This window comes from Enterobacter cloacae complex sp. 382A5, assembly GCF_050031095.1.
In the GTDB taxonomy this organism is placed as follows: Bacteria; Pseudomonadota; Gammaproteobacteria; order Enterobacterales; family Enterobacteriaceae; genus Enterobacter; species Enterobacter cloacae.
On record NZ_JBLGVK010000001.1, the window covers coordinates 2,137,820 to 2,160,753 of the forward strand.

Annotated in this window: 30 protein-coding genes; 15 read left to right on the top strand and 15 right to left on the bottom strand. The window is 54.8% G+C overall.

Annotated features, from left to right (window positions below; translation table 11 throughout):
- Positions 1–17: 17 nt before the first annotated feature.
- On the top strand, positions 18–935 hold the full coding sequence (locus ACQG2G_RS10165) for a LysR family transcriptional regulator (RefSeq protein ID WP_248766868.1): 918 nt from the start codon (positions 18–20) through the stop codon (positions 933–935).
- A gap of 30 nt (positions 936–965) precedes the next feature.
- Here ACQG2G_RS10165 and ACQG2G_RS10170 read toward each other — a convergent pair whose 3' ends face one another.
- Positions 966–1,355, bottom strand: coding sequence for a RidA family protein (locus ACQG2G_RS10170; protein ID WP_248766869.1), 390 nt, complete (start codon positions 1,353–1,355; stop codon positions 966–968).
- 150 nt (positions 1,356–1,505) lie between these two features.
- On the opposite strand from ACQG2G_RS10170, the gene ACQG2G_RS10175 reads away from it, so the two are divergent.
- A complete protein-coding gene (locus ACQG2G_RS10175) occupies positions 1,506–1,817 on the top strand; it encodes a YebG family protein (protein ID WP_047023954.1) in 312 nt (103 codons plus the stop codon).
- Positions 1,818–1,831: 14 nt separating this feature from the next.
- The gene (locus ACQG2G_RS10180) at positions 1,832–2,161 is read left to right on the top strand and encodes an NIPSNAP family protein (RefSeq protein ID WP_014831789.1); all 330 of its coding nucleotides are present in this window, start codon (positions 1,832–1,834) and stop codon (positions 2,159–2,161) included.
- A 74-nt stretch (positions 2,162–2,235) separates the two neighbouring features.
- Here ACQG2G_RS10180 and ACQG2G_RS10185 read toward each other — a convergent pair whose 3' ends face one another.
- Entirely contained in the window at positions 2,236–2,646 is a 411-nt protein-coding gene (locus ACQG2G_RS10185; protein WP_047023953.1) for an ASCH domain-containing protein, read from the bottom strand.
- A gap of 105 nt (positions 2,647–2,751) precedes the next feature.
- Here ACQG2G_RS10185 and ACQG2G_RS10190 point away from each other — a divergent pair, with 105 nt between their 5' ends.
- A complete protein-coding gene (locus ACQG2G_RS10190; RefSeq protein WP_050859474.1) occupies positions 2,752–3,429 on the top strand; it encodes a DUF1963 domain-containing protein in 678 nt (225 codons plus the stop codon).
- 52 nt (positions 3,430–3,481) lie between these two features.
- Here the strand turns inward: ACQG2G_RS10190 and ACQG2G_RS10195 are convergent, their stop codons facing one another.
- Entirely contained in the window at positions 3,482–3,799 is a 318-nt protein-coding gene (locus tag ACQG2G_RS10195) for a nitroreductase (RefSeq protein ID WP_248766870.1), read from the bottom strand.
- A gap of 193 nt (positions 3,800–3,992) precedes the next feature.
- On the opposite strand from ACQG2G_RS10195, the gene ACQG2G_RS10200 reads away from it, so the two are divergent.
- On the top strand, positions 3,993–4,493 hold the full coding sequence (locus ACQG2G_RS10200; RefSeq protein WP_094084515.1) for a DUF523 domain-containing protein: 501 nt from the start codon (positions 3,993–3,995) through the stop codon (positions 4,491–4,493).
- Positions 4,494–4,563: 70 nt separating this feature from the next.
- Positions 4,564–5,487, top strand: a complete 924-nt coding sequence (locus ACQG2G_RS10205) for a LysR substrate-binding domain-containing protein (protein ID WP_061771639.1) — start codon at positions 4,564–4,566, stop codon at positions 5,485–5,487.
- 46 nt (positions 5,488–5,533) lie between these two features.
- On the opposite strand, the gene ACQG2G_RS10210 is transcribed toward ACQG2G_RS10205, so the two are convergent.
- The 6 genes from ACQG2G_RS10210 to ACQG2G_RS10235 all read right to left on the bottom strand — a co-directional run bounded on the left by ACQG2G_RS10210 (position 5,534) and on the right by ACQG2G_RS10235 (position 12,821).
- Positions 5,534–6,004, bottom strand: a complete 471-nt coding sequence (locus ACQG2G_RS10210) for a hypothetical protein (RefSeq protein ID WP_013096730.1) — start codon at positions 6,002–6,004, stop codon at positions 5,534–5,536.
- A 151-nt stretch (positions 6,005–6,155) separates the two neighbouring features.
- On the bottom strand, positions 6,156–7,094 hold the full coding sequence (locus tag ACQG2G_RS10215) for an omptin family outer membrane protease (RefSeq protein WP_013096729.1): 939 nt from the start codon (positions 7,092–7,094) through the stop codon (positions 6,156–6,158).
- 243 nt (positions 7,095–7,337) lie between these two features.
- On the bottom strand, positions 7,338–10,409 hold the full coding sequence (locus ACQG2G_RS10220; RefSeq protein ID WP_248766871.1) for an efflux RND transporter permease subunit: 3,072 nt from the start codon (positions 10,407–10,409) through the stop codon (positions 7,338–7,340).
- Complete coding sequence (locus tag ACQG2G_RS10225) at positions 10,406–11,512, bottom strand: efflux RND transporter periplasmic adaptor subunit (protein WP_236276696.1); 1,107 nt, start codon at positions 11,510–11,512, stop codon at positions 10,406–10,408. Before ACQG2G_RS10225 ends, ACQG2G_RS10220 begins: the two co-directional genes overlap by 4 nt.
- Before the next feature lie 74 nt (positions 11,513–11,586).
- The gene (locus tag ACQG2G_RS10230) at positions 11,587–12,201 is read right to left on the bottom strand and encodes a TetR/AcrR family transcriptional regulator (protein WP_248766872.1); all 615 of its coding nucleotides are present in this window, start codon (positions 12,199–12,201) and stop codon (positions 11,587–11,589) included.
- 152 nt (positions 12,202–12,353) lie between these two features.
- Positions 12,354–12,821, bottom strand: a complete 468-nt coding sequence (locus ACQG2G_RS10235) for a DUF1348 family protein (RefSeq protein ID WP_013096727.1) — start codon at positions 12,819–12,821, stop codon at positions 12,354–12,356.
- Positions 12,822–12,924: 103 nt separating this feature from the next.
- Between ACQG2G_RS10235 and ACQG2G_RS10240 the strand changes: the two genes are divergently transcribed.
- Complete coding sequence (locus tag ACQG2G_RS10240; RefSeq protein ID WP_248766873.1) at positions 12,925–13,503, top strand: TetR/AcrR family transcriptional regulator; 579 nt, start codon at positions 12,925–12,927, stop codon at positions 13,501–13,503.
- Between the two features lie 51 nt (positions 13,504–13,554).
- Here ACQG2G_RS10240 and ACQG2G_RS10245 read toward each other — a convergent pair whose 3' ends face one another.
- The 4 genes from ACQG2G_RS10245 to ACQG2G_RS10260 all read right to left on the bottom strand — a co-directional run bounded on the left by ACQG2G_RS10245 (position 13,555) and on the right by ACQG2G_RS10260 (position 15,852).
- The gene (locus ACQG2G_RS10245; protein WP_058682573.1) at positions 13,555–14,151 is read right to left on the bottom strand and encodes an NAD(P)H-dependent oxidoreductase; all 597 of its coding nucleotides are present in this window, start codon (positions 14,149–14,151) and stop codon (positions 13,555–13,557) included.
- Between the two features lie 74 nt (positions 14,152–14,225).
- Entirely contained in the window at positions 14,226–14,819 is a 594-nt protein-coding gene (locus ACQG2G_RS10250) for a TetR/AcrR family transcriptional regulator (RefSeq protein WP_369118581.1), read from the bottom strand.
- A gap of 63 nt (positions 14,820–14,882) precedes the next feature.
- Complete coding sequence (locus tag ACQG2G_RS10255; protein WP_038980562.1) at positions 14,883–15,653, bottom strand: hypothetical protein; 771 nt, start codon at positions 15,651–15,653, stop codon at positions 14,883–14,885.
- Between the two features lies 1 nt (position 15,654).
- Entirely contained in the window at positions 15,655–15,852 is a 198-nt protein-coding gene (locus ACQG2G_RS10260; RefSeq protein ID WP_013096722.1) for a hypothetical protein, read from the bottom strand.
- A 258-nt stretch (positions 15,853–16,110) separates the two neighbouring features.
- On the opposite strand from ACQG2G_RS10260, the gene ACQG2G_RS10265 reads away from it, so the two are divergent.
- From ACQG2G_RS10265 to ACQG2G_RS10300, 8 genes are read left to right on the top strand one after another with little or no spacing between them, the layout of a single operon-like run.
- Positions 16,111–16,545, top strand: coding sequence for a nuclear transport factor 2 family protein (locus ACQG2G_RS10265; protein ID WP_013096721.1), 435 nt, complete (start codon positions 16,111–16,113; stop codon positions 16,543–16,545).
- Positions 16,542–17,261, top strand: a complete 720-nt coding sequence (locus tag ACQG2G_RS10270; protein ID WP_108453196.1) for an SDR family NAD(P)-dependent oxidoreductase — start codon at positions 16,542–16,544, stop codon at positions 17,259–17,261. The genes ACQG2G_RS10265 and ACQG2G_RS10270 overlap by 4 nt, the downstream gene beginning before the upstream one ends.
- Positions 17,258–18,520: an NAD(P)/FAD-dependent oxidoreductase gene (locus ACQG2G_RS10275; protein ID WP_236276703.1), complete on the top strand. Its 1,263-nt coding sequence runs from the start codon at positions 17,258–17,260 to the stop codon at positions 18,518–18,520. The genes ACQG2G_RS10270 and ACQG2G_RS10275 overlap by 4 nt, the downstream gene beginning before the upstream one ends.
- Complete coding sequence (locus ACQG2G_RS10280; protein ID WP_020688133.1) at positions 18,517–19,239, top strand: DUF1365 domain-containing protein; 723 nt, start codon at positions 18,517–18,519, stop codon at positions 19,237–19,239. Before ACQG2G_RS10275 ends, ACQG2G_RS10280 begins: the two co-directional genes overlap by 4 nt.
- Positions 19,236–20,456, top strand: a complete 1,221-nt coding sequence (locus tag ACQG2G_RS10285) for an SAM-dependent methyltransferase (protein WP_236276704.1) — start codon at positions 19,236–19,238, stop codon at positions 20,454–20,456. The genes ACQG2G_RS10280 and ACQG2G_RS10285 overlap by 4 nt, the downstream gene beginning before the upstream one ends.
- Entirely contained in the window at positions 20,453–20,938 is a 486-nt protein-coding gene (locus tag ACQG2G_RS10290; protein ID WP_205918141.1) for a DUF2878 domain-containing protein, read from the top strand. Before ACQG2G_RS10285 ends, ACQG2G_RS10290 begins: the two co-directional genes overlap by 4 nt.
- Positions 20,935–21,459 carry a hypothetical protein gene (locus ACQG2G_RS10295; protein ID WP_013096715.1) on the top strand — a complete coding sequence of 175 codons (525 nt, stop codon included), beginning with the start codon at positions 20,935–20,937 and terminating at the stop codon, positions 21,457–21,459. The genes ACQG2G_RS10290 and ACQG2G_RS10295 overlap by 4 nt, the downstream gene beginning before the upstream one ends.
- Positions 21,456–21,983 (top strand): DUF3833 domain-containing protein, encoded by a 528-nt coding sequence (locus tag ACQG2G_RS10300; RefSeq protein ID WP_248766875.1) that lies wholly within the window; start codon positions 21,456–21,458, stop codon positions 21,981–21,983. The genes ACQG2G_RS10295 and ACQG2G_RS10300 overlap by 4 nt, the downstream gene beginning before the upstream one ends.
- 2 nt (positions 21,984–21,985) lie before the next feature.
- Here the strand turns inward: ACQG2G_RS10300 and ACQG2G_RS10305 are convergent, their stop codons facing one another.
- Positions 21,986–22,444 carry a DMT family transporter gene (locus ACQG2G_RS10305; protein ID WP_013096713.1) on the bottom strand — a complete coding sequence of 153 codons (459 nt, stop codon included), beginning with the start codon at positions 22,442–22,444 and terminating at the stop codon, positions 21,986–21,988.
- A 4-nt stretch (positions 22,445–22,448) separates the two neighbouring features.
- Positions 22,449–22,883, bottom strand: a complete 435-nt coding sequence (locus tag ACQG2G_RS10310) for a DMT family transporter (protein ID WP_013096712.1) — start codon at positions 22,881–22,883, stop codon at positions 22,449–22,451.
- Positions 22,884–22,934 lie beyond the last annotated feature (51 nt).

Genomic DNA, 22,934 nt, shown 5'->3' on the forward strand with positions numbered 1-22,934 from the left:
ACGAATAATGAGGGCGCATGGACTCTGTCGATTTGTTCAGAATTTTTCTCAGGGTGGCGGATAACGGCAGCTTTGTCCGTGCGGCAGAATCACTCAATCGTCCTGCCTCCACCGTTTCTGCCGCCATTCAGGCGCTGGAATCGCGGTTAGGTGCGCGCTTGTTTCACCGCACGACCCGCAGCGTATCCCTGACCATTGACGGTCATGCGTTTTACCCGCGCTGTCAGGCTGCTGTTCAGAACATGGATGAGACAGAGAATCTTTTCAGGGAAAACGGCCGCGACGTCAAGGGGTCTATCCGGGTTGACGTTCCCGGACGCGTCGGTAGCCATCTTATTATTCCCGCTATACCCGCTTTTTATCAGCTGTATCCCGGCATCAGAATTGAACTTGGCGTAACCGATCGCAACGTTAACCTTGCTGAAGAAGGGGTGGACTGTGCCGTGCGGGTTGGTCCGCTGGACAACTCCGGCATGGTGGCGAAGTGTCTGGGATATCTCAGCATCATCAATGTCGCGTCAGCAGATTACCTTGCCACTTACGGACAGCCGCAATCCCCTGAAAAACTGAACCAACATTATTTGATTGGCTATGCATCACCGACATCTGGCCGGAAAGAGCTGATGGAATGGGTGGACAAGGGGGAGGTGAAACGAACAGAAGTGAACAGCATGCTTACCGTCAACAGCGCAGAAGCCAGCATTGCTGCCTGCGTTGCCGGATTGGGTATCCTGCAGATCCCTGCCTATGATGTTCATACTTATCTGACCAACGACGTCCTGTACGAAGTGATGCCGGAGTGTCGACCTCAGGCGTTGCCGGTGAATATTTTGTATCCTCACCGGCGACATCTTTCCCGGTCAGTACGGGCGTTTACGGAGTGGCTGACGCCGCTGCTGCAGGAAAAAATGCAGCTTAGCCAGAAGGGAGGATGATCCCGATAACGCCCATCCTGGAGCACATGCCTAAATTGACCTTTTTGCCACAATCCGCATTTCCACAAGAGCATTTTCTGGAATAAATTCTGCTACGCCGATGGCAGACCATGCCGGATAGGGTGCCTTTACGTACTCATCTTTTACTTTAGAAAAAGTGGCGATGTGTTTTTTAAGATCGAGATGAAAAGTGGTCATCTCCAGTATGTTTTCATAGCTTAAACCGGCGGCTTTTAAGTACACGCCAAGCTTATAAAACGCATCATGAAACTGTTCTTCAGGATCCTTACTTATCGGTTTGTCCTTGCGTGCGGCGGTAACGCCTGAAAGATACACTGTGCCATCTGCTTCGATGACCGGTGAGAAGTGCCAGTCATTAAAGTAGTGTTGAAATTCTGCAGGAACGATCGATTTTTTCATGATGTTTACTCAGGTTGATGACATTATCCATGCCAGCACGTTTAAAACCGGGTTGCCAGAAAACTGGCCGGAAGACATGTAAGCATATTTTGGCTGCAATACAAATCCGGAACTGATATACTGTATGTAATTACAGTATGGGAGCGCATCATGGCGGTTGAAACAAAATATGTTGTTGTAAGAAAAGGTGAAGAGAAAATGACATTTGCCAGTAAGAAAGAGGCTGACGCGCACGACAAACTGCTCGACATGGCAGACGCGTTTACCGACTGGCTGCTGCAAAGCGGACTGCAGATGGATGAAACACAGGCTGAAAATCTGGGGCTGTATCTCGCCGAGCAGAAAGAGACCGTGCAGCATATTCTGCGTACCAGCAAACTGCCCGATCTCAACGCTGTAACCGATAAAACTGAATCTGATGAAGCGGGCAGTAAAAAAATCAGAGCCGTGAAAGCAGCCTGACAGGGACAATAACGGTGGAAAAAACAGTCGAGATACTGCAATACACCTTACGCAAAGGCACTGGCGTCGCCTTTCACACCCTCATGCAGGACATCAGCGTTCCCCTGCATCAACGCCACGGGATCGATGTTGTTTCGTCTGGAAACTCCCTGCATGACCCTGATTGCTATTATCTGATTCGCGCCTTTGACAGCGCTGAAAGCATGGTGACGGTTCTTGATGCTTTTTATGCCAGCGCTGACTGGCGCAGCGGCCCACGCGAAGAGATAGTGCGTTGTATCGAAACCAGCATTAAAACAGTGATGAATCTGCCATCGGTTAGCGTCGATGGGCTACGGAGGTAATCCTGACTCAATCCTCTTATGATTGAGTCAGGATTGTTCTGTAGAGTTGGCGCGGGCTATCTAATTTCTCTCATTTACAGCACCTCAACCACTTCAAATTCTTCCGCGATCAACTCCATATCTTCAGAAAAATAACCTTCTCGGGTGAAAAATCGCTGATGCTCTTTCTGCCAGTATTCAAGGCTTAAATCGCCTTCACCTTCTTTACGGGCAAACGCCTCAGTCACATCACAAAAACGCACCAGTCGCATTGAAACCAGCCGGGTTACACAGACCGGAACATTCTGACCATCAAGAATAATGTTATAGCTCCCAATCTTCGGGGCCGGGTCTTCCTGCTGATAAGAGGCAAAAGATCCGCAGGAAGCGGTTTTGATCCCTTTTTTAATCAGGTCTGCAAGCTCGCTGGCCAGTTCCGGGCTGTCGCCCATTTGCCAGGCACCGGCGCCTGGGTACTTCACTTTTAATTTCTCAACCGCAAACATGACAAGCCCTTTTTATATGCAGGTCTGATGAATAATGATTACGATATAATAAAAACGTCTTTATTTCAGACTGTATAGAGCATCTCCATACGTAAGGCGACAAATATGAAATCCAGGAGTGCGTTAGTTTTAGACGAGCTCAGATCCAAATTACGTCCTGCATCGGTGGCACAAGTGGGCGGTTTTCGTCCCCCGGCAGACCCCCTTACATCGTGGTTTTTGAACGGTGTCGCTCTTCCCGGTGAAGGATTACCACTCTGGAAAGGGCAGCCGATGTTTCCGCTTCTTCAGATTCGTATAGATGAACTTCCCGTTATCCCTGAGCAACTGAAGGACGTCGCACTCCTGGTGCTCTTTCACAATATTGAAAGCCATCCATTTGATAAACCTCATGGTGAAGGTTGGCTCATACGCGAATATGCCACCCTTGAAGGGCTTGAGTTATTGCCTGCAACAGACACGCCTTATCGCGCATTTCCGGTTCGATGGTTGGGCGTCAATGATGATGCGCCGGGATGGGAGGATGCCTGGGATATTATTGACCTTTCTGACGTAAACGATGATCAGGAGGCAAGCGACCGCTTCCATGATGATTTCAAACGCTACAGGGGAACCAAGGTCGGAGGATATCCGATGGAGATACAACATGGCGCGGGGATAGAAGACTTTGTCTTTCAGGTGGGATCAGAGGAAAAGGTCAACTGGATGTGGGCGGATAATGGTATCGGCTATTTTCATAAATCACCGGAGGGACTTTGGACGTTTTCGTGCCAGTTTTACTGAGCATACGTCATCACAATTCCAGGAATGACCCATGCCCGACCATTTCTGCGACTCACTCTCTCGACTTATCCGCCTCAGCATTTACGCTGATGTTCAGCCTCTTTGCTTCCATAGTCAGCATCTTTTGGGCCAGCGCCATATCGCCACCGTGCACGTTATCTATCAGATGTTGTATAAGCGACATCATCAGGAAATGCTTATTCGCGGGATAGAAATCTGTCATGTCGATGCCGTTATCCTTCAATTGATGGTGTGCCGTAGATTCTGTATCTTCAATGATTTGAGCAATTTTCTCATTCATTACGTTGATTTGTGCAAAAACAACACGGTTTATCATTTCAATTTGTTCAGGTGTGAAATTTTGTTCCATCCTAATCCCTCATCAACGTATCGAATTCAGATAATTTACGATGCTGAATGATAATACTGAACAGCCAGACGATTAAACAGTTGCTTATCTTCCTCGCCTGAACTTATCGCACACAGCCAACCTTCACCATCCACGCCAGTACCGGCAGCGTGTTACACTTCCTCACTTTCATCATCTACACGACAGGGAAGCGATGATAAATAAAATTCTGGTCAGTGCGTGCCTGATGGGGTTCAGGGTGCGTTACAACGGCAGCGAAAAAGCGAAGGCGGCGGCACAACTCTCCCGCTGGCATGCGGAGCAGCGGTTAGTGATCCACTGCCCTGAACTGGCTGCCGGGTTGCCAGTGCCCCGACCACCAGCAGAGATTTTGTCGGCCGACGGTCGGGATGTCATGCGCGGGCAGGCCAGAATCATTGAGAATACGGGCCAGGATGTCACAGAGCACTATCAGCTTGCCGCCTGGCTGGCGCTACGTACCGCACAGGAGCATGGCTGCCGCGCGGCGCTGCTCACGGATGGCAGCCCAACCTGCGGGAGCCAGCATATCTATGATGGTTCTTTTACCGGCGTGCGCAACACGGGGATGGGTGTCGCGGCAGCATTACTCGCTGAACATGGGATCGCGGTATTCTCAGAAACGCAGCTTCCGGCGCTGATACGCTGGATAGAAGAAAGTGAAAGGGTCAATTAACCGACCCGATCGTCATTTAACGTAAGCCCGGTGTATTACGGGTTTAACCGCCGCCTTGTTAAGGGAAACGATGTCCTTACCACCACTCTATGCCCTGCGCGCCTTTGAAGTCGCTGCGCGAGTAAACTCCTTCAGTAAAGCCGCTGAAGTGCTCAATATTACGCCGGGCGCGGTCAGCAGACATGTCCGCACCCTGGAAATGTGGTTCGACTGTGAGCTGTTCAAACGGCAGGGGCCGAGAGTGGAGATCAGTGAGGCGGGGCGTGTTCTGGCCGGGCAGCTTCACGAAGGGTTCAGGAGTATCGAGTGGGCCTGTCGGGCTTTCAGAAGTGAAAACCACCTGTTGCGGCTGAAGGCACCCAGTACGCTCACCATGAGATGGTTGCTTAACGTCCTGCGATCGTTTCGTGAACATCATGAAAAACCCAACGTTGAAATAGCCAGCGTCTGGATGGACATCGATACCGTTGATTTCACGCGAGAGCCCTATGATTGCGCGATCCTGCTGGGCAACGGCCATTTTGGCGAGTCAACGGAGAGCCGATTGCTTTTCAGTGAATGGCTTATTCCGGTCTGTAACCCCGCTTTACTGGAATCTGCCCGAGAGCAACTTTCGCAGTGCGATCTGATCCATCCTTCCCCGGACAGACGCGACTGGCGGCGGTGGCTGAGAAGGACGGGGTTATTCCCCGGGCTTGATATGAGTCGCGGAGCGGTTTTCGACACCCTTGAACAGGGGAGTAGTGCCGCCATGAACGGCCATGGCGTCGCGATTGCCGACCTGCTGCTTTCGCTTGACGCGCTGAATAGCGGCCTGCTTGCGCTGCCTTTCAAAGAAGCCATCGCCACCGGAGACGGTTATTACATTGTCTGGCCGAAAAATTCACTCAGGAAAAAGAGTATTGAATGTCTGCTGGACTGGCTTGACCTGCATGCCCCGGTCATTCCTTCTCTTGATATCATCTGTCTGGAATATGACGAGCATCGGCTGTAGTCATCAAAAGCAGGATATGCCGCGGGCGTATCCTGCTCTATAGACTTCAGGCGTATGGAATATTTGCCATTTTTTTATACCTTTCCGGCAATGCACCGTTCAGGTTGAGAAGTTTATCGAGAATAGCGATCGCAGGCGTATTGTTTGCGCGCTCTGAATCTACTATTGCTGCACGCAATATAGTGGCAGCCGACGTGACGTTCTGAAAGTATGCCTCGGACTCGGGCGTTTGTAATTCACCTGAAAGGGCGTAACGCACCAGCGGCCATCCTGAAAAATCCAGTACGGGAAGGGGCTCACCTTCTTTTGGCAGATTAGCGGCGAGCAACGCTTCAGCTTGCATGGGGTCGTTGTGAGCGGCACACAGAATGTGAAGGCGATGCACAAAGGCCGCAAGGGTGACATCGTTCTCTTTTTCTGCTGACAGCGATTCCAGCAGTGCCGATAAATTGGCGCCGGATGAATATTCATCTAGTGAGACCAGCTTCATTAAATGAAATATAACGTCAAGCGTCATGTTTGCTCCCTGAACATTTATCAATTTTGAAGAATGATATTTCAGGGACGTCGCGTTTGAAAAACGACAAATAGTCAGACTCAATGTGAGTTTAACTCAACATCACAAAAAGGCCCCGTAAGGGGCCCGATCTTGATTAACCACAACGGGATCAGAAGCGGTATTGCAGACCCGCAGTAATGGTATAGTTGCGGTTTGAAATACCGGCAGCGTCTCCGCCAATAGAGCCCGATTCGCCAGTATTGGTATCAATAATCTGCGTACCGCCTTTACCTTCTTCGTAACTGCTATAGGTAAATTCTGCGAACACTTTGGCGTTCGGCGTGACGTAATAACCTGCGTCAACGGACGCACCGTAATAGCGGGAATCAGAGGTCTTCTCACGGAAGGTCAGATCGCGCATATAGTGCTCGTCGTTGTCGTGTGCGCGCACCCAGTCACTGAATTTAAACAGGGCATTGAATTCAAAATCATTGAAACGGTACTGACCCGCCAGACCAATGTACGGCATGGAGAAGCGCTGGCTATAGCCAATACCGCGTTCACCTGCCGGGAAGTTGCCCGTATTGGTGCCGTTATCATAATTATAAGAGCCACCGGTCGCCGTCCAGCTGAAGCGCGTTTCCTGATAACCTGCGGTTACGCCAGCTTTATAGTTATCGCCCTGGAAGATCCAGCCTTTAACGTTGAGATCGTATTCATTGGCGTAATTGACGTTGGTCGCAGGATGGGATGAATGGTCTGTCCAGGAGGATTGTTTTGCATTCATCCAGTCGTAGTCATCCATATGACCCGAGCCTGATGCCAGAGACGTCCAGCCGCGGGCGTTCAGTGTCAAAAATGAATAAGCATCCCAGGAAATATCACCTTTCAGAATGGCAACATTTTTGATTTTCCAGTCGAGCTGGCTGATTTTTCTTCCTGTGACTTCGTCGTACACCATTTCATGGGATTTTCCGCTCAGCATCCCGGCAGAGGCTGAAACCGATAAACTTTCCGGTGAAAAATCCGGTATGGCTTGTGCGGATCCTGCATATACTGCCCCTGAAAACGCGGCCATCATCATTCCCGCAACAATATTTTTTGTCATTTTAATTTCCCTAAATCAAATTTTATCAATACCTTGCAGACAAATCTTAAAAGTCATACAAATAAGAATCAACTGCCAGTTTTGGTATTTTTTTATTATTTGACCTAGGGAGCGATATTTAACTTTGGGCCGCCTCAGTGAGGCGGCGAAAGGTGGGGTGAATAAACATTGAGTCGGTGCAAAATAGCTGTCGGTAATTAAAAATGCACTCCCGGCTGTAATAAACTTAACGCATTCTCCCCGTTAATTTGAAACGCTACTCGCAGGACGGATCCTGAACCAAATCGCATACATCGCCGGCAGGAAGACAAGGGTGATGATCGTTCCGCCCAGCGTCCCGCCAATCAGCGTATAAGCCAGCGTCCCCCAGAATACGGAATGGGTCAGTGGTATGAATGCCAGCACGGCGGCCAGGGCTGTCAGTAACACCGGCCGTGCCCGCTGGACGGTTGCTTCGACCACCGCATCGAACGGGGCGAGACCTTCCTTCTGGTTATGCGTAATCTGCCCGATAAGGATCAATGTATTTCGCATAAGAATGCCCGAAAGCGCAATCAACCCGACAAGTGCATTAATCCCAAAAGGTTGATTGAACAGCAGCAGCGTGGGAACCACGCCGACCAGACCCAGCGGGGCAGTCAGAAAAACCATCACCATCGCCGAGAGAGATCGCACCTGCACAATGATGATCAGTAACGTCAGGGCAATCATTATCGGGAACAACGGCACCATGGCCTGAGTCGCTTTACCTGATTCCTCAATCGAGCCTGCCATCTCAATGCGGTATCCGGGCGGGAGCGTATCAATGATCGGTTTTAGCTGTTTCATGATCGCCACCGACACATCCGGTGGCTGAAGATTGTCGGCGATATCTCCGCGCACGGTAATGGTGGGCGTGCGGTCGCGACGACGCAGGAGCGGGTCTTCCATTTTGACCTCAATCTGACCGATTTGCGACAGCGGCACCCGCTGTCCCGCACTGCCAACCAGGGTAAACCCGTCGATCTTCGCCGGATCAAGACGAATATCACCCGCAGCGCGTCCTGTTACTTGTACAGCGCGAATATCTTCACGCACGGCGGTAATTGGTACACCCGATAACAGGAACTGGAGCTGCTGAGCCACGCTATTTGAGGTCAAGCCGGTGGCCTGCAGACGGTTCTGATCCAGGGTGAAATGGAGTGTGGGAACACGTGAACCCCAGTCGGTGTTGACGGTTCTCATCATCGGGCTGGCCTGCAGAACGCCTTTAACCTTATCGGCGATGTCGCGAAGCGTATCGACATCGGGCCCCATCACACGCCAGGCAACCGGGAAGGGGGAGTAGGGGCCAAACACCAGTTGTGTGACACGCACGCGCGCTTCCGGCGCAAGTCCACCGGCGACCGCTTCCCGGAGCCGGAACTTGAGCGCCTCGCGTGACGTCTGGCTGTCCGTCATCACCACGATTTTCGCAAAAGAGGGATCGGGTAATTCAGGTGCCATGGCCAGGTAAAAACGTGGTGAACCCTGCCCGACGTAGGCGGTCACGATGCTGGCTTCCGGCTGCTGTTTTAACCACGCTTCGATTTTCGCCGTTGCGGCGCTGGTCTGCTCAATTGAGGTGCCATAAGGCATCTGCACTTCCACCAGCACTTCCGGACGGTCGGACGTTGGGAAAAACTGTTTTTTTACCAGTCCCATACCCACTACGGCCAGGGTAAAAATGAAGACCACGGAACCGGCCACGATCCACTTTCTGGCAATCACCCGGGCCAGCAGCTGGCGAAAGCGGTTATAGCGCGGGGTGTTATAGATGGCGGCATGGCCCCCTTCGACTTTGGCGATATCTGGCAGGATCTTAACGCCAAGATAGGGCGTGAACACCACCGCAACCAGCCAGGAGGCAATCAGGGCGATACCGACAATCCAGAACATATTGCTGGTGTATTCCCCGGCGGTCGACTGGGCGAACCCGTTTGGCATAAAGCCAATCGCCGTCACGAGGGTACCGGCCAGCATAGGCGCGGCGGTATGGCTCCAGGCGTAAGCGGAGGCTTTGATTCGGTCGTAGCCTTCCTCCATTTTCACCACCATCATTTCAATGGCGATAATGGCATCATCAACCAGTAAACCCAGAGCAAGGATCAGCGAGCCCAGCGTTACGCGGTCAAAGTTTATCCCCGTCGCCTCCATCACCACGAAGACGACTGCCAGCGTCAGGGGAACCGCCGCCGCGACGACTACGCCCACGCGCCAGCCCATGCTGACAAAGCACACCACCATCACCACAAGCAGGGCGACGAAGAATTTGATCATAAATTCATCCACCGACAAGCGGATATTCACGGACTGATCGGTGACTTTGGTCAGGGTCATTCCCAGCGGCAGGTTTTCGTTGATCTTAGCCGTTTCGGCATCCAGCGCTTTCCCCAGCGCCAGACCGTTCCAGCCCTCCCGCATCACAATACCTAACAGCAGCGCCGGTTCACGCTGGTTACGGATCTGCAGCGTGGGAGGATCTTCATAACCGCGTTCAACCGTTGCCACATCGGACAGCCTGAGCGTTTTACCCTGAGCGACCAGTGGCGTATCGCGGATCTTCTGCAACGTATCAAAAGCACCATCAAGGCGAATAAAGATCTGCGCACCCTGTGTTTCTATGGAGCCTGCTGGCGTGAGAACATTCTGATTGTTCAGCGCGTTGAAAATATCCTGCGGCGCCAGCCCCATCGTCGCCAGACGGTCATGAGAGAGGGCGATATAAATCCGCTCGGCCTGTTCGCCGATGATGTTCACTTTTTTGACGCCAGGCACGTGCAGGAGCTGCTGGCGCAGGCTTTCAGCATCACGCACCAGCAGACGCTGCGGTTCACCCTTTGCCTTCAACGCAAAGAGGGCAAAGGTGACATCCGCAAACTCGTCATTGATCATCGGGCCCATCACACCTGCCGGGAGATTTTTACTCTCATCGCCAAGCTTTTTGCGCGCCTGATAGAACTCTTCCTGCACCTCGGAGGGGGGCGTCATGTCCTGTAAGGAGAGGGTGATAAACGCCATGCCCGGGCGGGTATAGGTTTCGGTACGGTCATACCACTTGAGTTCCTGCAGCCGTTTTTCCAGCGGTTCAGCAACCTGATCCTGCATTTCCTGTGCGGTTGCGCCGGGCCAGACGGTAATCACCGTCATTTGCTTTACCGTGAAGGGCGGATCTTCAGCCCGTCCCAGTCCAAAGAAGGCGTAAATACCGGCAAGCGTCACCAGAATAATCAGAAACAGCGTGATGGCACGCTCGCGCACGGCAAGCGCTGAGAGGTTGAAGCGTCCGTCGCTCATGGCTGACTCCCCGCCTGAGCCGTACCGCGTTGTTCAGCCAGACGGACAGCTTCACCGTCATGCAGAAGATGCGCGCCCAACGCCACTATTTTCTCGCCAGGCTTGACGCCACCCGTCACCTGCGCGGCATCGTCGCTCATGCTCAGCACGTTGACGGGCTGCCACATCACTTTTGCGGGCTGCGCGGAGATCCGCCACACGCCGGGCCCTTTGCCTGCATCGTACAGAGACGCCAGCGGAACCTGCATTACCTGACGTTCAGCATTTTGTTCGATATACAGGGTGACGGTCGCACCCAGCGGCGCGTCAGCCAGCGAGCCTTCCAGCACATAGCGCGCTTCATAGGTGCGGGTGGTGGTATCGGCTGCATCAGAGAGCAGGCGCAGTGTCGCGGTAACAGGCTGTGCCTCGCTGCCATAACGCGTTGCCAGCGCTTCACTACCGACGGCAGGGCGCAATGTCTCTGGTAACTGGACGAGCGCCTCGCGTTGCCCTGAGCGGGCCAGTCTGATCACCGCCTGACCCGCACTGACCACCTGGCCGGGTTCAGCAAGCGTTTCCATGACCACGCCGTCGGAATCGGCCAGCAGCACGGCATAGCCGGTCGCATTTTGCGCGACGGTGGCCTGAGCGCGTGCGGCACTGAGTTCAGCTCTGGCGGCATCCGCCGCGGCTTTTATCTGGTCATACTCCGAGGCAGAGACAGCACCTGTTGCCACCAGGCCGCGATAGCGCGCCTCATCGCTGGTGGCTTTTCTCGCCCTGGCCTGGGCGGCATCCACCGCCTGCTGCTGTGCTTGTGCCTGTAACTTCAGGTCAACCGGATCCAGACGCATTAACGGCTGGCCCTGCTTAACGGTCTGCCCCGTATCAACAAGGCGTTCAAGGATTTTGCCCTGAACCCGGAAACCGAGATCGCTTTGCGTTCTGGCAACGACCACACCCGTAAACGCGCGGGACGCATCGTTCGCCGGTTCAACGGAGGCGGATCTGACAAGCGGTGGCTGGGTGCGCGGATCGTCGGTGGCGGGGTTATCACCGCATGCCACCAGGGCGAAAGGGAGGAGACAAACGGCAAAACGGGCGGAATGAAGCCTGAGCATGGGGAAACCTTATCGTATCAAAGGACGGTTTCCGCATTCTCAGACTAGTGACCAATAAAGTCAATGGTCACAAATCAGGGGGCCAGGCTTCGTAAAATCAGGGAAGGGAGGAGGAGTGCTGCGGTCGGGGCGGTTTCGAGGTTATATTGCAACTGCACGGGGTTGATGAAAGGGCACATCACCATGTATATGGCGTAGGTCACCTCATCCAGGGGCGTTTTTCTTTCGAACTCCCCTCTTTGGCGGCCTTCAACAATGATGCTTTCAATCAGTTTCATCAGGCTCTCGGTATACCGCTCGGTAGACGGCCACTTATCCCGCGCGGCAACGGCGGCGATGTCATAAAGTTTACGATCGTGGAAAAAGAGTTCGCTGCCAGCCTCGGTTAACGCCCGGAAAAGGCGGCGCATTTTTTCACTGGCCGACGGCGCGTCGGCGATGGCTGTTTCCACTGCCGTCATGATCAGCGCCAGGCGGTTAGCGCAGATAACCTCGCCAATTGCCTGTTTGGAATCGAAAAATTTATAGATATAGGCTTTTGAAAAACCGATGGATTTAGCCAGTTCTGCCACGGTGGTTTTTTCATAGCCGTAATGGCCGAAGTGCTCAAAAGCCGCTTCGACGATTTGCTCGCGGACAGAGTGGTCAAGGGGACCACGCGTGGATGGGGTGTTCATATTTTTCGTCATTATTTCAGCTTAGCGCGACGGGCATCAGTTGACAACGAGTGACTGTTATATGATTTGGTCACTCTTTTAATCATGTATCTTTCAGTGCTGTGAGCCTGAGTGTATCACTCTTTGCCCGGAGTTATTGCACAAGCCCGGAGAGATGAAAAATCCTATAACCCCAGATCGCTCAGGGACGGGTGATCGTCCGGGCGTCTGCCCAGCGGCCAGTGAAACAACCGTTCAGATTCCTTGATGGGCATATCGTTGATACAGGCAAAACGCCGCTTCATGAGGCCGTCCGGCTCGAACTCCCAGTTTTCATTGCCGTAAGAGCGGAACCAGTTACCTGAATCATCATGCCATTCATAGGCATAGCGCACGGCGATGCGGTTGTCGGTAAATGCCCAAAGCTCTTTTATCAGGCGATAATCCAGCTCTTTCTTCCATTTCCGCTCAAGGAACGCCTGCGCCTCCGCGCGGTTCGTGGCGAACTCCGCACGGTTACGCCACTGCGTGTCCAGCGAATAGGCCAGTGCGATTTTTGCCGGGTCGCGGCTGTTCCAGCCATCTTCTGCCAGCCTGACTTTTTCAATGGCGCTTTCACGGGTAAACGGCGGTAAAGGGGGGCGTGTGTTCATCTCGGCTACCTCGGGTTGATAGTATGTAGACAGGTCTGTCTACTTGCGTTAATCTATGCCTGTAAATACCGTCTGTCAACACACTGTTTGAGGCCAGATAAGCGTGAATACTCTCACTACGAATAACGATCAAAAAGTCAGCGTCAGGGATAAAATATTGCTCACCGCGCACGAACTCTTTTATTCCACCGGGTTCAGAGCAACGGGCGTTGATACGCTTATCAAACAGGCAAAAGTGACTAAAGTGACGTTTTATCGCCATTTCCCGAGTAAGCGTTTGCTTATTCTTGCCTATCTGCAATATCGGCACGAACTGTGGATTACCTGGTTTGAAACCACGCTTCGACACTATCTCGAAGAGGGGCGGGCTGCATCGGACGCATTAGCAGCAACGCTTAACGGGTGGTTTATTTCCCCGTTGTTTCATGGCTGTGCGTTTATTAATGCCAGCGCAGAAGCAAAATCAGAAGACAATGAAAGTGAAATAAAAGCCATTTGCCGCAACCATAAATCTGAAACCCGGGAAAAAATTGCCTCCCTCACCGGTATTGCCGATGAGGCTATTAACACGCAGATTTTAATGCTGATAGACGGTGCCATCATACATGCGCAAATGGGTATGGATACCAAAGAGGTGGTTAGCCAGTTGCGAAGGGGACTTGAAGCGATGATACCGCGCTAATTACGGCTTTGCGTGCGCAGCCAAACCTCGGGAATGGCTGCGCCGTACGATTCAGATCTTAGTGAGGCTTTGCAGGAAATCGTCCACCTGCTGAGGAGTGGCTGAATCGGCCTGATAGAGGATATCGAGTGTCACGTTTTTAAGGCCACAGAAGCCAAACACCCCTTCAACAATCTGGGTCTGAATAGCACCGGAATAACCGTGCTTATCGAACCCGGCCAGATCGCTGCCCGCCGTTGCGACCAGGCGCACGGGCACATCACGTAAATTACCCACGATGCGACCATCTTCAGCCACTTTATAGGCCCAGTTCACGGTCAGCACCCGATCAAACCAGCCTTTCAGAAGGGCGGGAACGGACCACCAGTAAATCGGGAAGACAAATACCAGCATATCCGCGCGCTCGACACGCTGCTGCTCGCGCAGCACCTCGTCCGGCAGCGCGCTGACATCGCCGTGGTAGAGGTCAAGGTCGGGTCGAATCATGGTCGGGGAAAAGCCTTCGGCATGCAGATCGGCTATTTCAACCTGCGTACCCTGTTCCTGTAACTTCCCGGCAATTCGCTGCGCGAGGGATTGGGATAACGAATTTTCGACCGGGTGAGCCGTCACGATCAGGGCAGTATTGATGACGTTTGATGCAGACATAGAGACCTCAACAGGGTGAGTGAAGATGTCTATATGTTACTATTGGTAACTTAACTGTCAATCTGGCAGGGCACTCATTTTGTGCTGTCCAGATAGGCGTTGAGGACGCCAGCCATCGCGCCGCTGAGCATCTCTTCGGCTACGTTACGCGCGAGGATCCCATTTCCGGCAGCCGTACTGAGCGCATCCGCGGCCCCAATAATGGCCGTCAGGGCCGCTTCACCTGTTACCCCTTGCAGCACAATAAAAGGGGAAAGCGCCATCCGCAGGCAGTCTGCGCAGTCGGCCACGCAGGCCTCGCGGAAAATCTGCAGCGCCCGCGAGCCGGACAGAGCCGCCGCTATGGGGCCCGTTTCGGGGCCCGCAGAAATCGCGCAGTCGATATACGCGGCGCTGAAAAAACGGATCGTCTGTGCCAGCGTTTTATTGTCTCTGTTCAACGTCTCGCGAAATTTCTTGAGCTGCCTGTCGCTGAAGTCCTGGTAGAGTGCCATCAGCAGCCCTTCACGATCGCCAAAATGATCGTAAGGAATGGGTTTGGTGACGTTGGCGCGCTCGGCCAGGAAACCCAGCGTAAGGGCCTCAGTGCCTTGCTGGCGCACAATTCCGCGCGCGACTTCCAGCAGCTGTGCGCGGCGTTCTTCTTTTCTTAAGCGCTTAACAACCATCTTTTCCTCAAATCAGTTAACTACTAAAGGTAGTTTACACGCCTTACTGAACGGATGAGAAGCTCATTGCGCGGCTTTTTCCCGCTGAGCCATGTCGAGCACGCTGGCGCTTGCCGGGTCGAACAGCGCAAGGCTCTCAATCTGGTTGAGCATAATCACCTTTCTGAAATCCATCGCACTTCTGGGCTCAGAGTCGAGGGTGATGTCATGCCCGTCATACCATTTGCTGTAGTTATTTTCGATTCGAAAATTCATCGTCTGGCGATCGCGATAGCCACTCAGCATGGGAATAAGCACGATATTGGCCGTTTTCTCATATTCCAGCGTCGCCGTATGGATCATGCCGACATAGATACGCCCCGACCGTAGCGTCACCTGCGCCAGCTCGCCTTGCTCCATGCACTGATAAAGCAGTTGTTCAATCCCGCTCGCCTGCGCCAGGCGCTTATAGAGCTTTTTCCTGCCTTCACCGTCCAGTCGGGCGCTGCCCGCCCAGTTTGAGCGGTAAAGACAAAACAGGATGGCGAAGGCCAGCATCACCACCACGGGTGCCTGGATACCCAGGAAACTCCAGTTCATAAAGTCCATTTGCCAGTCGGCATAACGCTCTGACGTAAAGTGGAAGGTGTTGTCAGCCGCGGAGAGGGCGAGCAGCAGCAGCCAGAGCAGCCCGGTGGCGATCACACCTTGCAAAACGAAGATCGAGCCGTAAAGGGCAACCAGAAAATAGACATCCCAGCCGAAGGATCGCTTGATTTTGAAGCGGGTAGAGAGGTCGCGGCTGGTGTACCAGTACCCGCAGACCATCAGCACCATAAATATCGCCGTTCCCATATTACGCCCTCTTTAACGCATTGACGTGGCGCAGAAAATCCTGGCGTACCTCGTTGCTTTTATAGTTCACCGAGGCATTACCATCCTGGTCGATGATAATCCGGTCGCCATCCTCAACGGCTTCAATGATTTCCTGCTGACTCATCACCTGAAGTAACGATTCCGGGCTGGAGAAAAGGGAGAGAAAGAAACGTCTCATGGCATGTCATCCTTATGAATAAAAAGAATAAGCCTGGAAGAGAACGGGGGAATTTACCTTAGGGTTAACCTGAAAAAGTAGCCCGATGGCGGTCAGCCCTTATTGCGCCTCAACTTCTGGCACGAAAGTAACTTACCCAACTCACTGATAATTAAAATAATAAAAATATATTTCTGCATAAACTTGGACAAATAACTCGAATTGTGTAAGTTTTAATTATGCGCTTACGCTACGTTGTTTACCGCCAGGATGTGACCCATGAACCTTTTGCCTGACGTCATCAGTCGGTTTGTTGATTACTACACCGCGCTGGATTCCCAGCCGCCCTCGGCGCTGGCGGGGCTTTACCATCCCGATGCCACGCTTATCGATCCGTTTGGTGAACATAACGGCCTGTTCGCCCTGCAGCGCTATTTCACCCATCTGCTGGCGAATGTCGAACACTGTCGTTTCACGCTTGATTCCCCTTTGATTGGCGAGCATCGCTTTGTTGTCACCTGGGTCATGCACTGGTCGCACCCGCGCATTGCCGGTGGCGAGCCTCTGGAACTGCCTGGCTGCTCCGTGGTGGACGTGGAAAAGGATCGGATTATTCGCCAGCGGGACTACTACGATGCCGGAGAGATGATCTATGAACATCTGCCTTTGCTTGGCTGGGCGGTTCGCGGCGTGAAGCGGAGGGTGAAATCATGATGACGGTCCTGATCACCGGCGCCAGTTCAGGTATTGGGGCGGGGCTGGCGCAATCTTTTGCCCGTGACGGTCACCATGTCATCGCCTGCGGGCGGGATCCGGCGCGTCTGGAAGCCCTGCATCAGCACAGTTCAAACATTACGCTACGCCTGTTCGATATGACAGACAGGGACGCCTGTCGCCAGGCGCTGACGGGCTGCGCGGCCGACCTGACAATCCTCTGTGCCGGAACCTGCGAATATCTGGAACATGGCGTGGTGGACGCCGCGCTGGTAGAGCGGGTGATGACCACTAACTTTCAGGGGCCTGTCAATTGCCTTGCCGCGCTGCAGCCACAGCTTGTGGCCGGTAACCGCGTGGTGCTGGTGAGCTCTATGGCTCACTGGCTGACGTTTCCACGCGCTGAAGCGTACGGCGCATCCAAAGCCGCGCTCACCTGGTTTGCGCAGAGCCTGCGTCTCGACTGGGAGCCAAAAGGGATTGCGGTCACCGTGGTATCGCCCGGTTTTGTCGACACCCCGTTGACCCGCAAAAATGATTTCGCCATGCCGGGCAGGGTGAGCGTTGAAGAGGCGGTAAAAGCCATTCGCCGTGGCCTGGAAAAAGGGAAAAACCACATCGCGTTTCCAGCGGGATTTGGTCTGACGCTGCGGCTGCTTTCCGGGCTGCCAGCGTTCTTACAGCGCGCACTGCTGCGCAGGATGGTGCGCTCATGAAGATCGCCATAATCGGCAGCGGCATCGCCGGGTTGACCTGCGCCTGGCGCCTTGCCGGGCATCATGAGGTCACCCTGTTTGAAGCCGGTGCCACCCCCGGCGGCCATACCGCCACGGTTGACGTGCCGACGCCACAGGGTACCTACGCCATAGACACCGGTTTTATCGTCTACAACGACCGCACCTATCCGCGCTTTATGGGGCTGCTTGGCGAGCTGGGCATCAGCGGGCAAAAAACGCAGATGAGCTTCTCGGTACACAATCCGCAAAGTGGGCTGGAGTACAACGGCCACACCCTGACGACGCTCTTTGCACAACGTCGTAACCTGGTGAACCCGGCGTTCTGGCGTCTGCTTGGGGAGATTGTCCGTTTTAATCGCCTGGCGAAGCAGGCGCTGAAAGAGGACGTGGAGTCCGGCGCGACGCTGCAAACGTTCCTGGAACAGCATCGCTTTACGCCGTTCTTTGCGCGTCATTACATTCTGCCGATGGGGGCGGCCATCTGGTCGTCGTCGCTACAGGAGATGAAACGTTTTCCGCTGCCGCTCTTTTTACGCTTCTTTGAGAATCATGGTCTGCTGGATATCACTCAGCGCCCGCAGTGGTACGTGGTGCCCGGCGGCTCGCGGGAGTATATCCGCGCTATTCTGGCACAGCTGGGTGACCGGCTCACGCTGCACCTCAACGCGCCGGTGCAGCGGGTAAGCCGTGATGCACAGGGTGTCACCCTCCATCTTGAAGAATCGAGCCACCGTTTTGAACACGTGATTTTTGCCTGTCACTCAGCCCAGGCGCTGGCCATCCTCGACGCACCTTCCGCCGCTGAGCAGGAGGTGCTGGGCGATATTGGCTGGCAGCGTAATGAGGTAGTACTGCACAGCGATCCGCGCTGGCTGCCGGTGCGTCAGCGCGCCTGGGCCAGCTGGAACTACCGCCTGAGCGACCAGGATCAGGCCAGCGCCTGCGTAACGTACAACATGAATATCTTGCAGGGGCTGCCCGCCGGTAGCCCGCTGTTCTGCGTCACCTTAAACCCGGAAACGCCAGTGGACGAACGCTTCGTGCTGCGGCGCTTTGTGTATGAACATCCACTGTTTAACCCGCAAAGCTGGCGGGCACAGGCGCGCCGCAGCGAAATCAACGGTCACCAGCGGAGCTGGTTCTGCGGCGCGTACTGGTACAACGGCTTTCATGAAGATGGCGTGCGCAGCGCGCTGGACGTCGTCAATGCGATAACAGCCGGGGAGGGAAACCGATGAACAGTTGCCTCTATCACGGCGTATTACGACACCGCCGTCTCCAGCCGAAAACGCATGAGTTCAGCTACGGCGTCTTTATGGCCTGGCTCGATCTCGACGAGCTGGAGAAGTTGCCCACCGTTGGCGTGCGGCGCAACCGGTTTGCCGCCGCATCGTTCCATGATGCGGATTATCCGCTGGGTTCGCCGCTTAAAGAGAACGTGCTGAATCGGCTGGAAAGCCTGACCGGCGAACGTCCTGAGGGGCGGGTGATGCTCCTGACGCAGCTGCGCTACTTCGGCTTTCATTTTAATCCCGTCAATTTTTACTACTGCTATGACCCGGCAGAGACGCTGCGCTGGGTGCTGGCCGAAGTGCGCAATACGCCCTGGAACGAACGACATTATTACGCCGTCAATGGTCAGCACGCCCAGCCCACGGAGAAAGCCTTTCACGTTTCTCCGTTTAACCCCATGGACATGATTTACCACTGGCGCTTCAACAACCCGGATAACACGCTGCATATGCACATTGAAAATCATCAGGCGTCAAAGGTATTTGATGCCACGCTGGCGCTTCGCCGCGCGCCGCTGACCCGCCCGGCACTGCGTGGGCTGCTGCTGCGTATTCCGCTGATGACGCTCAAAACCGTTTTCGCGATTTACTGGCAGGCGCTGCGGCTGTGGCTTAAGCGTGTGCCTCTGTATAACCATCCTGTCAGCAGGAGTGAACGCTCATGACCGATCCTGTCTTTGCGCTTGAACCCGATATCCCGCGCAACGTTCGCGTCGCGCGCTGGCTGCTCTTTCGCGTGCTGAGCGGCCTTCGTGGCGGCTCGCTCATGCTGCGTGAAGGGGCGCAGACCTTTCATTTCGGTGAGCTGTCTGCCGCGCTGCATGCCGACGTTGAGATACTCAGCCCGGGCGTCTACTGGCGCGTCCTGACCGGGGGCAGTCTGGCCGCGGCGGAAGCCTGGATGGACGGCGAATGGGAAACCACGCAGCTCACGCCGCTTCTGCAACTGCTTGCGCTAAACAGCCAGGTACTGGGGCGGCTCGAAAACGGGTTCCGCCTGCTTGGCAGACCGCTGGAGCGGCTTCGCCACTGGACGCGGCGCAACTCCCGGGCGCAGGCGCGGGAAAACATTGCGGCGCATTACGATCTGGGTAACGCGTTTTATGCCCATTTTCTGGACAAGGAGTTGCTCTATTCCAGCGCGCTGTTTAGCGGGGAGGAGCAGGATCTTGGCGACGCGCAGCGGGCGAAAATGGCGCGTCTGTGCGAACAGCTGGCGCTGAACCCCAGCGATCATCTGCTGGAGATTGGTACCGGCTGGGGGGCGATGGCGGAATACGCGGCCCGTCACTACGGCTGCCGGGTGACCACTACCACGCTGTCGCAGGAGCAGTATCGCTGGGCGACAGAGCGGATTGCCCGGGCCGGTCTGCAGGACCGCGTTGAGGTGTTGCTCTGCGACTATCGCGATTTAACCGGTGAGTACGACAAGCTGGTGTCGATTGAGATGATTGAAGCCGTCGGGCAACGTTATCTGCCAACGTTCTTCCGCACCTGTCAGGCGCGTCTGCGTCCGGGTGGGCGCATGGCGATTCAGGCCATCACCATTCAGGATCAGCGGTATCGCGATTACAGCAAAAGCGTGGATTTTATTCAGCGGTATATCTTCCCCGGCGGCTTTTTGCCGAGCATAACGGCGATGAATGCGCTGATGACGCGCCATACCGATTTTGTGGTACGCAACCTGTTTGATATGGGGCCGGACTACGCGCGCACGCTGGCGCACTGGCGTCAGCGCTTTCTCCATGCCTGGCAGGAGATTGAAAAACTGGGATTTGATGAGCGGTTTCGTCGGATGTGGCTCTATTACTTTGGCTACTGCGAAGCCGGGTTTAACGCCCGCACCATCAGCGTGGTGCAACTGACCGCCGAGCGCGTATGAAACGTTACGTGCAGGTTTTCGCCCTGGCTATCGCGTTCGATCTCTACTGGACGCTGGTGGTGCTGTTTCGCGAACGTGGCCTGATTATCTGGTGCGTGCTGGCGATCTTCGCCTGCCTGATGTTGCCGCCTGCACACCGCGTTTATGCCATTCTGCTGGCACTCGCGGGCAGTCTGCTGGATGCACTCTGGGCGCTGACGGGGCTGATCGCCTTCACCGGTGAATCGCTGATGCCCGTGTGGATGGTGGCGCTGTGGCTGATGTTTGCCACCGTCTGGACGCAGCTCACCCGCACCACAACGTTACCCGGCTGGATGCTGATGCTGCTGGCTTCCGTGGGCGGTCCGGTGGCGTATCTTATCGGTGAACGGCTCGGTGCCATCGCCTTTCTGGAGCCAACCTTTATCGTCGTCAGCTGGATGGTGCCGGGCTGGCTGGTGATGATGCTGTTTTACCACTTGCTGACAGGGAGGCAACAATGAGAGCCGCACTCCTGTTCCTCTGGCTCATCACCCTGACGCCTTTCGCCCAGGCAACCGACTGGCTTGGCTGGCGCAAGGTGGGGGATGCCACGCTGACCTGGGGGCCTTTCACCGTTTATACCTCCCAGTTACGCACCCCCGAAGGTCGCTACACCGGCAAGATGCAGGATCAGGCGCTTATTATCACCTACGCGCGTGACATCGACAGTGAAGACCTGGTCGAGGCAACCCGCGACCAGTGGCGAGCACAGGGGGTTTTGCAACAGGAACCGCAGAGCGAAGCCTGGTTGCGGATGCTTGCTTCGCTGTGGCCGGATGTCGGGCCGGGGGCGCAGCTGGCGTTCGTGCTTAACGATAAGCAAGGACAGTTCTGGTACCGCGCGCCTGCCGCATCGGGCACTTTCAGACCCCTGGGGCCGCCTCAGTCGCAAGCGTTCAGCACCCGTTTTCTGGGGATCTGGCTTGATCCCCGCACGCAATACCCTGAGCTGCGTCAGCAGTTAATCGGAGGACAACAATGAAACGTTTTTTGATCATGGCGCTGGGTGTGGCGATGTTGCTGGCAGGCTGCAGCACGGACGTGACGGAGTACCGCCAGCAGCAGCCGCAGCTTGATATATTCCACTATTTCCAGGGCAAAACGGAAGCGTGGGGGATGGTGCAGGATCGCAGCGGGAAGCAGATCCGCCGCTTCCACGTGGAGATTGTCGGGGACGTGATTGGCGACACGCTGACGCTGAATGAACATTTTGTCTACGACGATGGTGAAAAACAGCAGCGGGTATGGCATATCCGCCGCGTGGCGACCGATCGTTATGAGGGCACGGCGGGCGATATTGACGGCGTGGCGACGGGGCAGGCGGCGGGCAATGCCTTCAACTGGCGGTACAGCATGAACGTGAAGGCCAACGGCAGCACCTGGCTGCTGCACTTCGACGACTGGATGTACCTACAGGATGCTACACACCTGTTTAATAAAACCGAGATGAAGAAATTTGGCGTCACCGTCGCCACGGTGACGCTGTTCTTTACCCGCAAGGCGTAACGTTACTCGTGGGGAGGGGCGTTTTTACTGCCTGAGTAAATGAAAAACAGCGCAATACCCAGGCAGAGGACGGCGGCCAGTCGGCTCATCGAAAACGGAATGGCCGCATTGCCCAGCCAGCCAAAGTTATCAATCAGCATACTCATGGTGAGCTGACCAAAAATCACCGCGACCGTGGCGACGGCGGTGCCGATGCGCTGCACCGCCAACACCATGATCACAATGTACGGCACGCCAAACATCGCCCCGAGAAGCTGCCATTTCGGCACGTCCAGCAGGGTGACTGTCTGTTTTGGTTCAAAGAAAAAAATCAGCAAGGCGGTGACCAGCGCGCCAACGGAGAACGTCAGGAACGCGCTTTTGAATACGCCCACGCGGCTGCCGAGTTGCCCGTTGATCGCCGCCTGAACACTTAGCGTCGCGCCGCCGCACACGGCCAGAATAATCATCATCAGTGTCATCGTGTTACCCCTGTGCGACCAGAATCAGTGCCGCGATAATAAAACCCAGCGCGACGATCCGTTTCGCGTTGATCTTCCTGTGCGGTGTGCCCAGCAGACCGTAATGGTCGATCAGCAGGCTTTTAAAAACCTGCCCCGCCAGAATGCCAATCATCGTCAGGGCGATGCCGATGGCCGGGGTGGCGAGGGTCAGGATCACCACGTAAACCGGGCCAAGTACCCCGCCGAGCAACTGCCAGCCAGGCTGGGCAAAAAACGACGGGCTGTTGCGCGGGCTGAAGAACAGCATCAACAGAAACGTCAGCGCGGCGCCGACGCCAAAAATGCTGAACGTGGCCCATAAATCACCAACTTTTCCCCCCAGCGGCCCCAGCAGGCCAGCCTCTACGGAAAGCCCCATCCCCCCGGCAATCACCAGTAAAATCAAAACAAGCTGCATTGTTATTCCTCCGTTTTGCAGGCGGAGAAGATTACGTCGGTCTGGTCATGA

What these genes read in the sequence shown, in the direction of transcription:
- ACQG2G_RS10165 (WP_248766868.1), top strand. Translation starts at nt 18, where the DNA reads ATGGACTCTGTCGATTTGTTCAGAATTTTTCTCAGGGTGGCGGATAAC.
- ACQG2G_RS10170 (WP_248766869.1), bottom strand. Translation starts at nt 1,355, where the DNA reads ATGAAAAAATCGATCGTTCCTGCAGAATTTCAACACTACTTTAATGAC.
- ACQG2G_RS10175 (WP_047023954.1), top strand. Translation starts at nt 1,506, where the DNA reads ATGGCGGTTGAAACAAAATATGTTGTTGTAAGAAAAGGTGAAGAGAAA.
- ACQG2G_RS10185 (WP_047023953.1), bottom strand. Translation starts at nt 2,646, where the DNA reads ATGTTTGCGGTTGAGAAATTAAAAGTGAAGTACCCAGGCGCCGGTGCC.
- ACQG2G_RS10190 (WP_050859474.1), top strand. Translation starts at nt 2,752, where the DNA reads ATGAAATCCAGGAGTGCGTTAGTTTTAGACGAGCTCAGATCCAAATTA.
- ACQG2G_RS10195 (WP_248766870.1), bottom strand. Translation starts at nt 3,799, where the DNA reads ATGGAACAAAATTTCACACCTGAACAAATTGAAATGATAAACCGTGTT.
- ACQG2G_RS10200 (WP_094084515.1), top strand. Translation starts at nt 3,993, where the DNA reads ATGATAAATAAAATTCTGGTCAGTGCGTGCCTGATGGGGTTCAGGGTG.
- ACQG2G_RS10205 (WP_061771639.1), top strand. Translation starts at nt 4,564, where the DNA reads ATGTCCTTACCACCACTCTATGCCCTGCGCGCCTTTGAAGTCGCTGCG.
- ACQG2G_RS10210 (WP_013096730.1), bottom strand. Translation starts at nt 6,004, where the DNA reads ATGACGCTTGACGTTATATTTCATTTAATGAAGCTGGTCTCACTAGAT.
- ACQG2G_RS10215 (WP_013096729.1), bottom strand. Translation starts at nt 7,094, where the DNA reads ATGACAAAAAATATTGTTGCGGGAATGATGATGGCCGCGTTTTCAGGG.
- ACQG2G_RS10220 (WP_248766871.1), bottom strand. Translation starts at nt 10,409, where the DNA reads ATGAGCGACGGACGCTTCAACCTCTCAGCGCTTGCCGTGCGCGAGCGT.
- ACQG2G_RS10225 (WP_236276696.1), bottom strand. Translation starts at nt 11,512, where the DNA reads ATGCTCAGGCTTCATTCCGCCCGTTTTGCCGTTTGTCTCCTCCCTTTC.
- ACQG2G_RS10230 (WP_248766872.1), bottom strand. Translation starts at nt 12,201, where the DNA reads ATGACGAAAAATATGAACACCCCATCCACGCGTGGTCCCCTTGACCAC.
- ACQG2G_RS10235 (WP_013096727.1), bottom strand. Translation starts at nt 12,821, where the DNA reads ATGAACACACGCCCCCCTTTACCGCCGTTTACCCGTGAAAGCGCCATT.
- ACQG2G_RS10245 (WP_058682573.1), bottom strand. Translation starts at nt 14,151, where the DNA reads ATGTCTGCATCAAACGTCATCAATACTGCCCTGATCGTGACGGCTCAC.
- ACQG2G_RS10250 (WP_369118581.1), bottom strand. Translation starts at nt 14,819, where the DNA reads ATGGTTGTTAAGCGCTTAAGAAAAGAAGAACGCCGCGCACAGCTGCTG.
- ACQG2G_RS10255 (WP_038980562.1), bottom strand. Translation starts at nt 15,653, where the DNA reads ATGGGAACGGCGATATTTATGGTGCTGATGGTCTGCGGGTACTGGTAC.
- ACQG2G_RS10260 (WP_013096722.1), bottom strand. Translation starts at nt 15,852, where the DNA reads ATGAGACGTTTCTTTCTCTCCCTTTTCTCCAGCCCGGAATCGTTACTT.
- ACQG2G_RS10265 (WP_013096721.1), top strand. Translation starts at nt 16,111, where the DNA reads ATGAACCTTTTGCCTGACGTCATCAGTCGGTTTGTTGATTACTACACC.
- ACQG2G_RS10270 (WP_108453196.1), top strand. Translation starts at nt 16,542, where the DNA reads ATGATGACGGTCCTGATCACCGGCGCCAGTTCAGGTATTGGGGCGGGG.
- ACQG2G_RS10275 (WP_236276703.1), top strand. Translation starts at nt 17,258, where the DNA reads ATGAAGATCGCCATAATCGGCAGCGGCATCGCCGGGTTGACCTGCGCC.
- ACQG2G_RS10280 (WP_020688133.1), top strand. Translation starts at nt 18,517, where the DNA reads ATGAACAGTTGCCTCTATCACGGCGTATTACGACACCGCCGTCTCCAG.
- ACQG2G_RS10285 (WP_236276704.1), top strand. Translation starts at nt 19,236, where the DNA reads ATGACCGATCCTGTCTTTGCGCTTGAACCCGATATCCCGCGCAACGTT.
- ACQG2G_RS10290 (WP_205918141.1), top strand. Translation starts at nt 20,453, where the DNA reads ATGAAACGTTACGTGCAGGTTTTCGCCCTGGCTATCGCGTTCGATCTC.
- ACQG2G_RS10295 (WP_013096715.1), top strand. Translation starts at nt 20,935, where the DNA reads ATGAGAGCCGCACTCCTGTTCCTCTGGCTCATCACCCTGACGCCTTTC.
- ACQG2G_RS10300 (WP_248766875.1), top strand. Translation starts at nt 21,456, where the DNA reads ATGAAACGTTTTTTGATCATGGCGCTGGGTGTGGCGATGTTGCTGGCA.
- ACQG2G_RS10305 (WP_013096713.1), bottom strand. Translation starts at nt 22,444, where the DNA reads ATGACACTGATGATGATTATTCTGGCCGTGTGCGGCGGCGCGACGCTA.
- ACQG2G_RS10310 (WP_013096712.1), bottom strand. Translation starts at nt 22,883, where the DNA reads ATGCAGCTTGTTTTGATTTTACTGGTGATTGCCGGGGGGATGGGGCTT.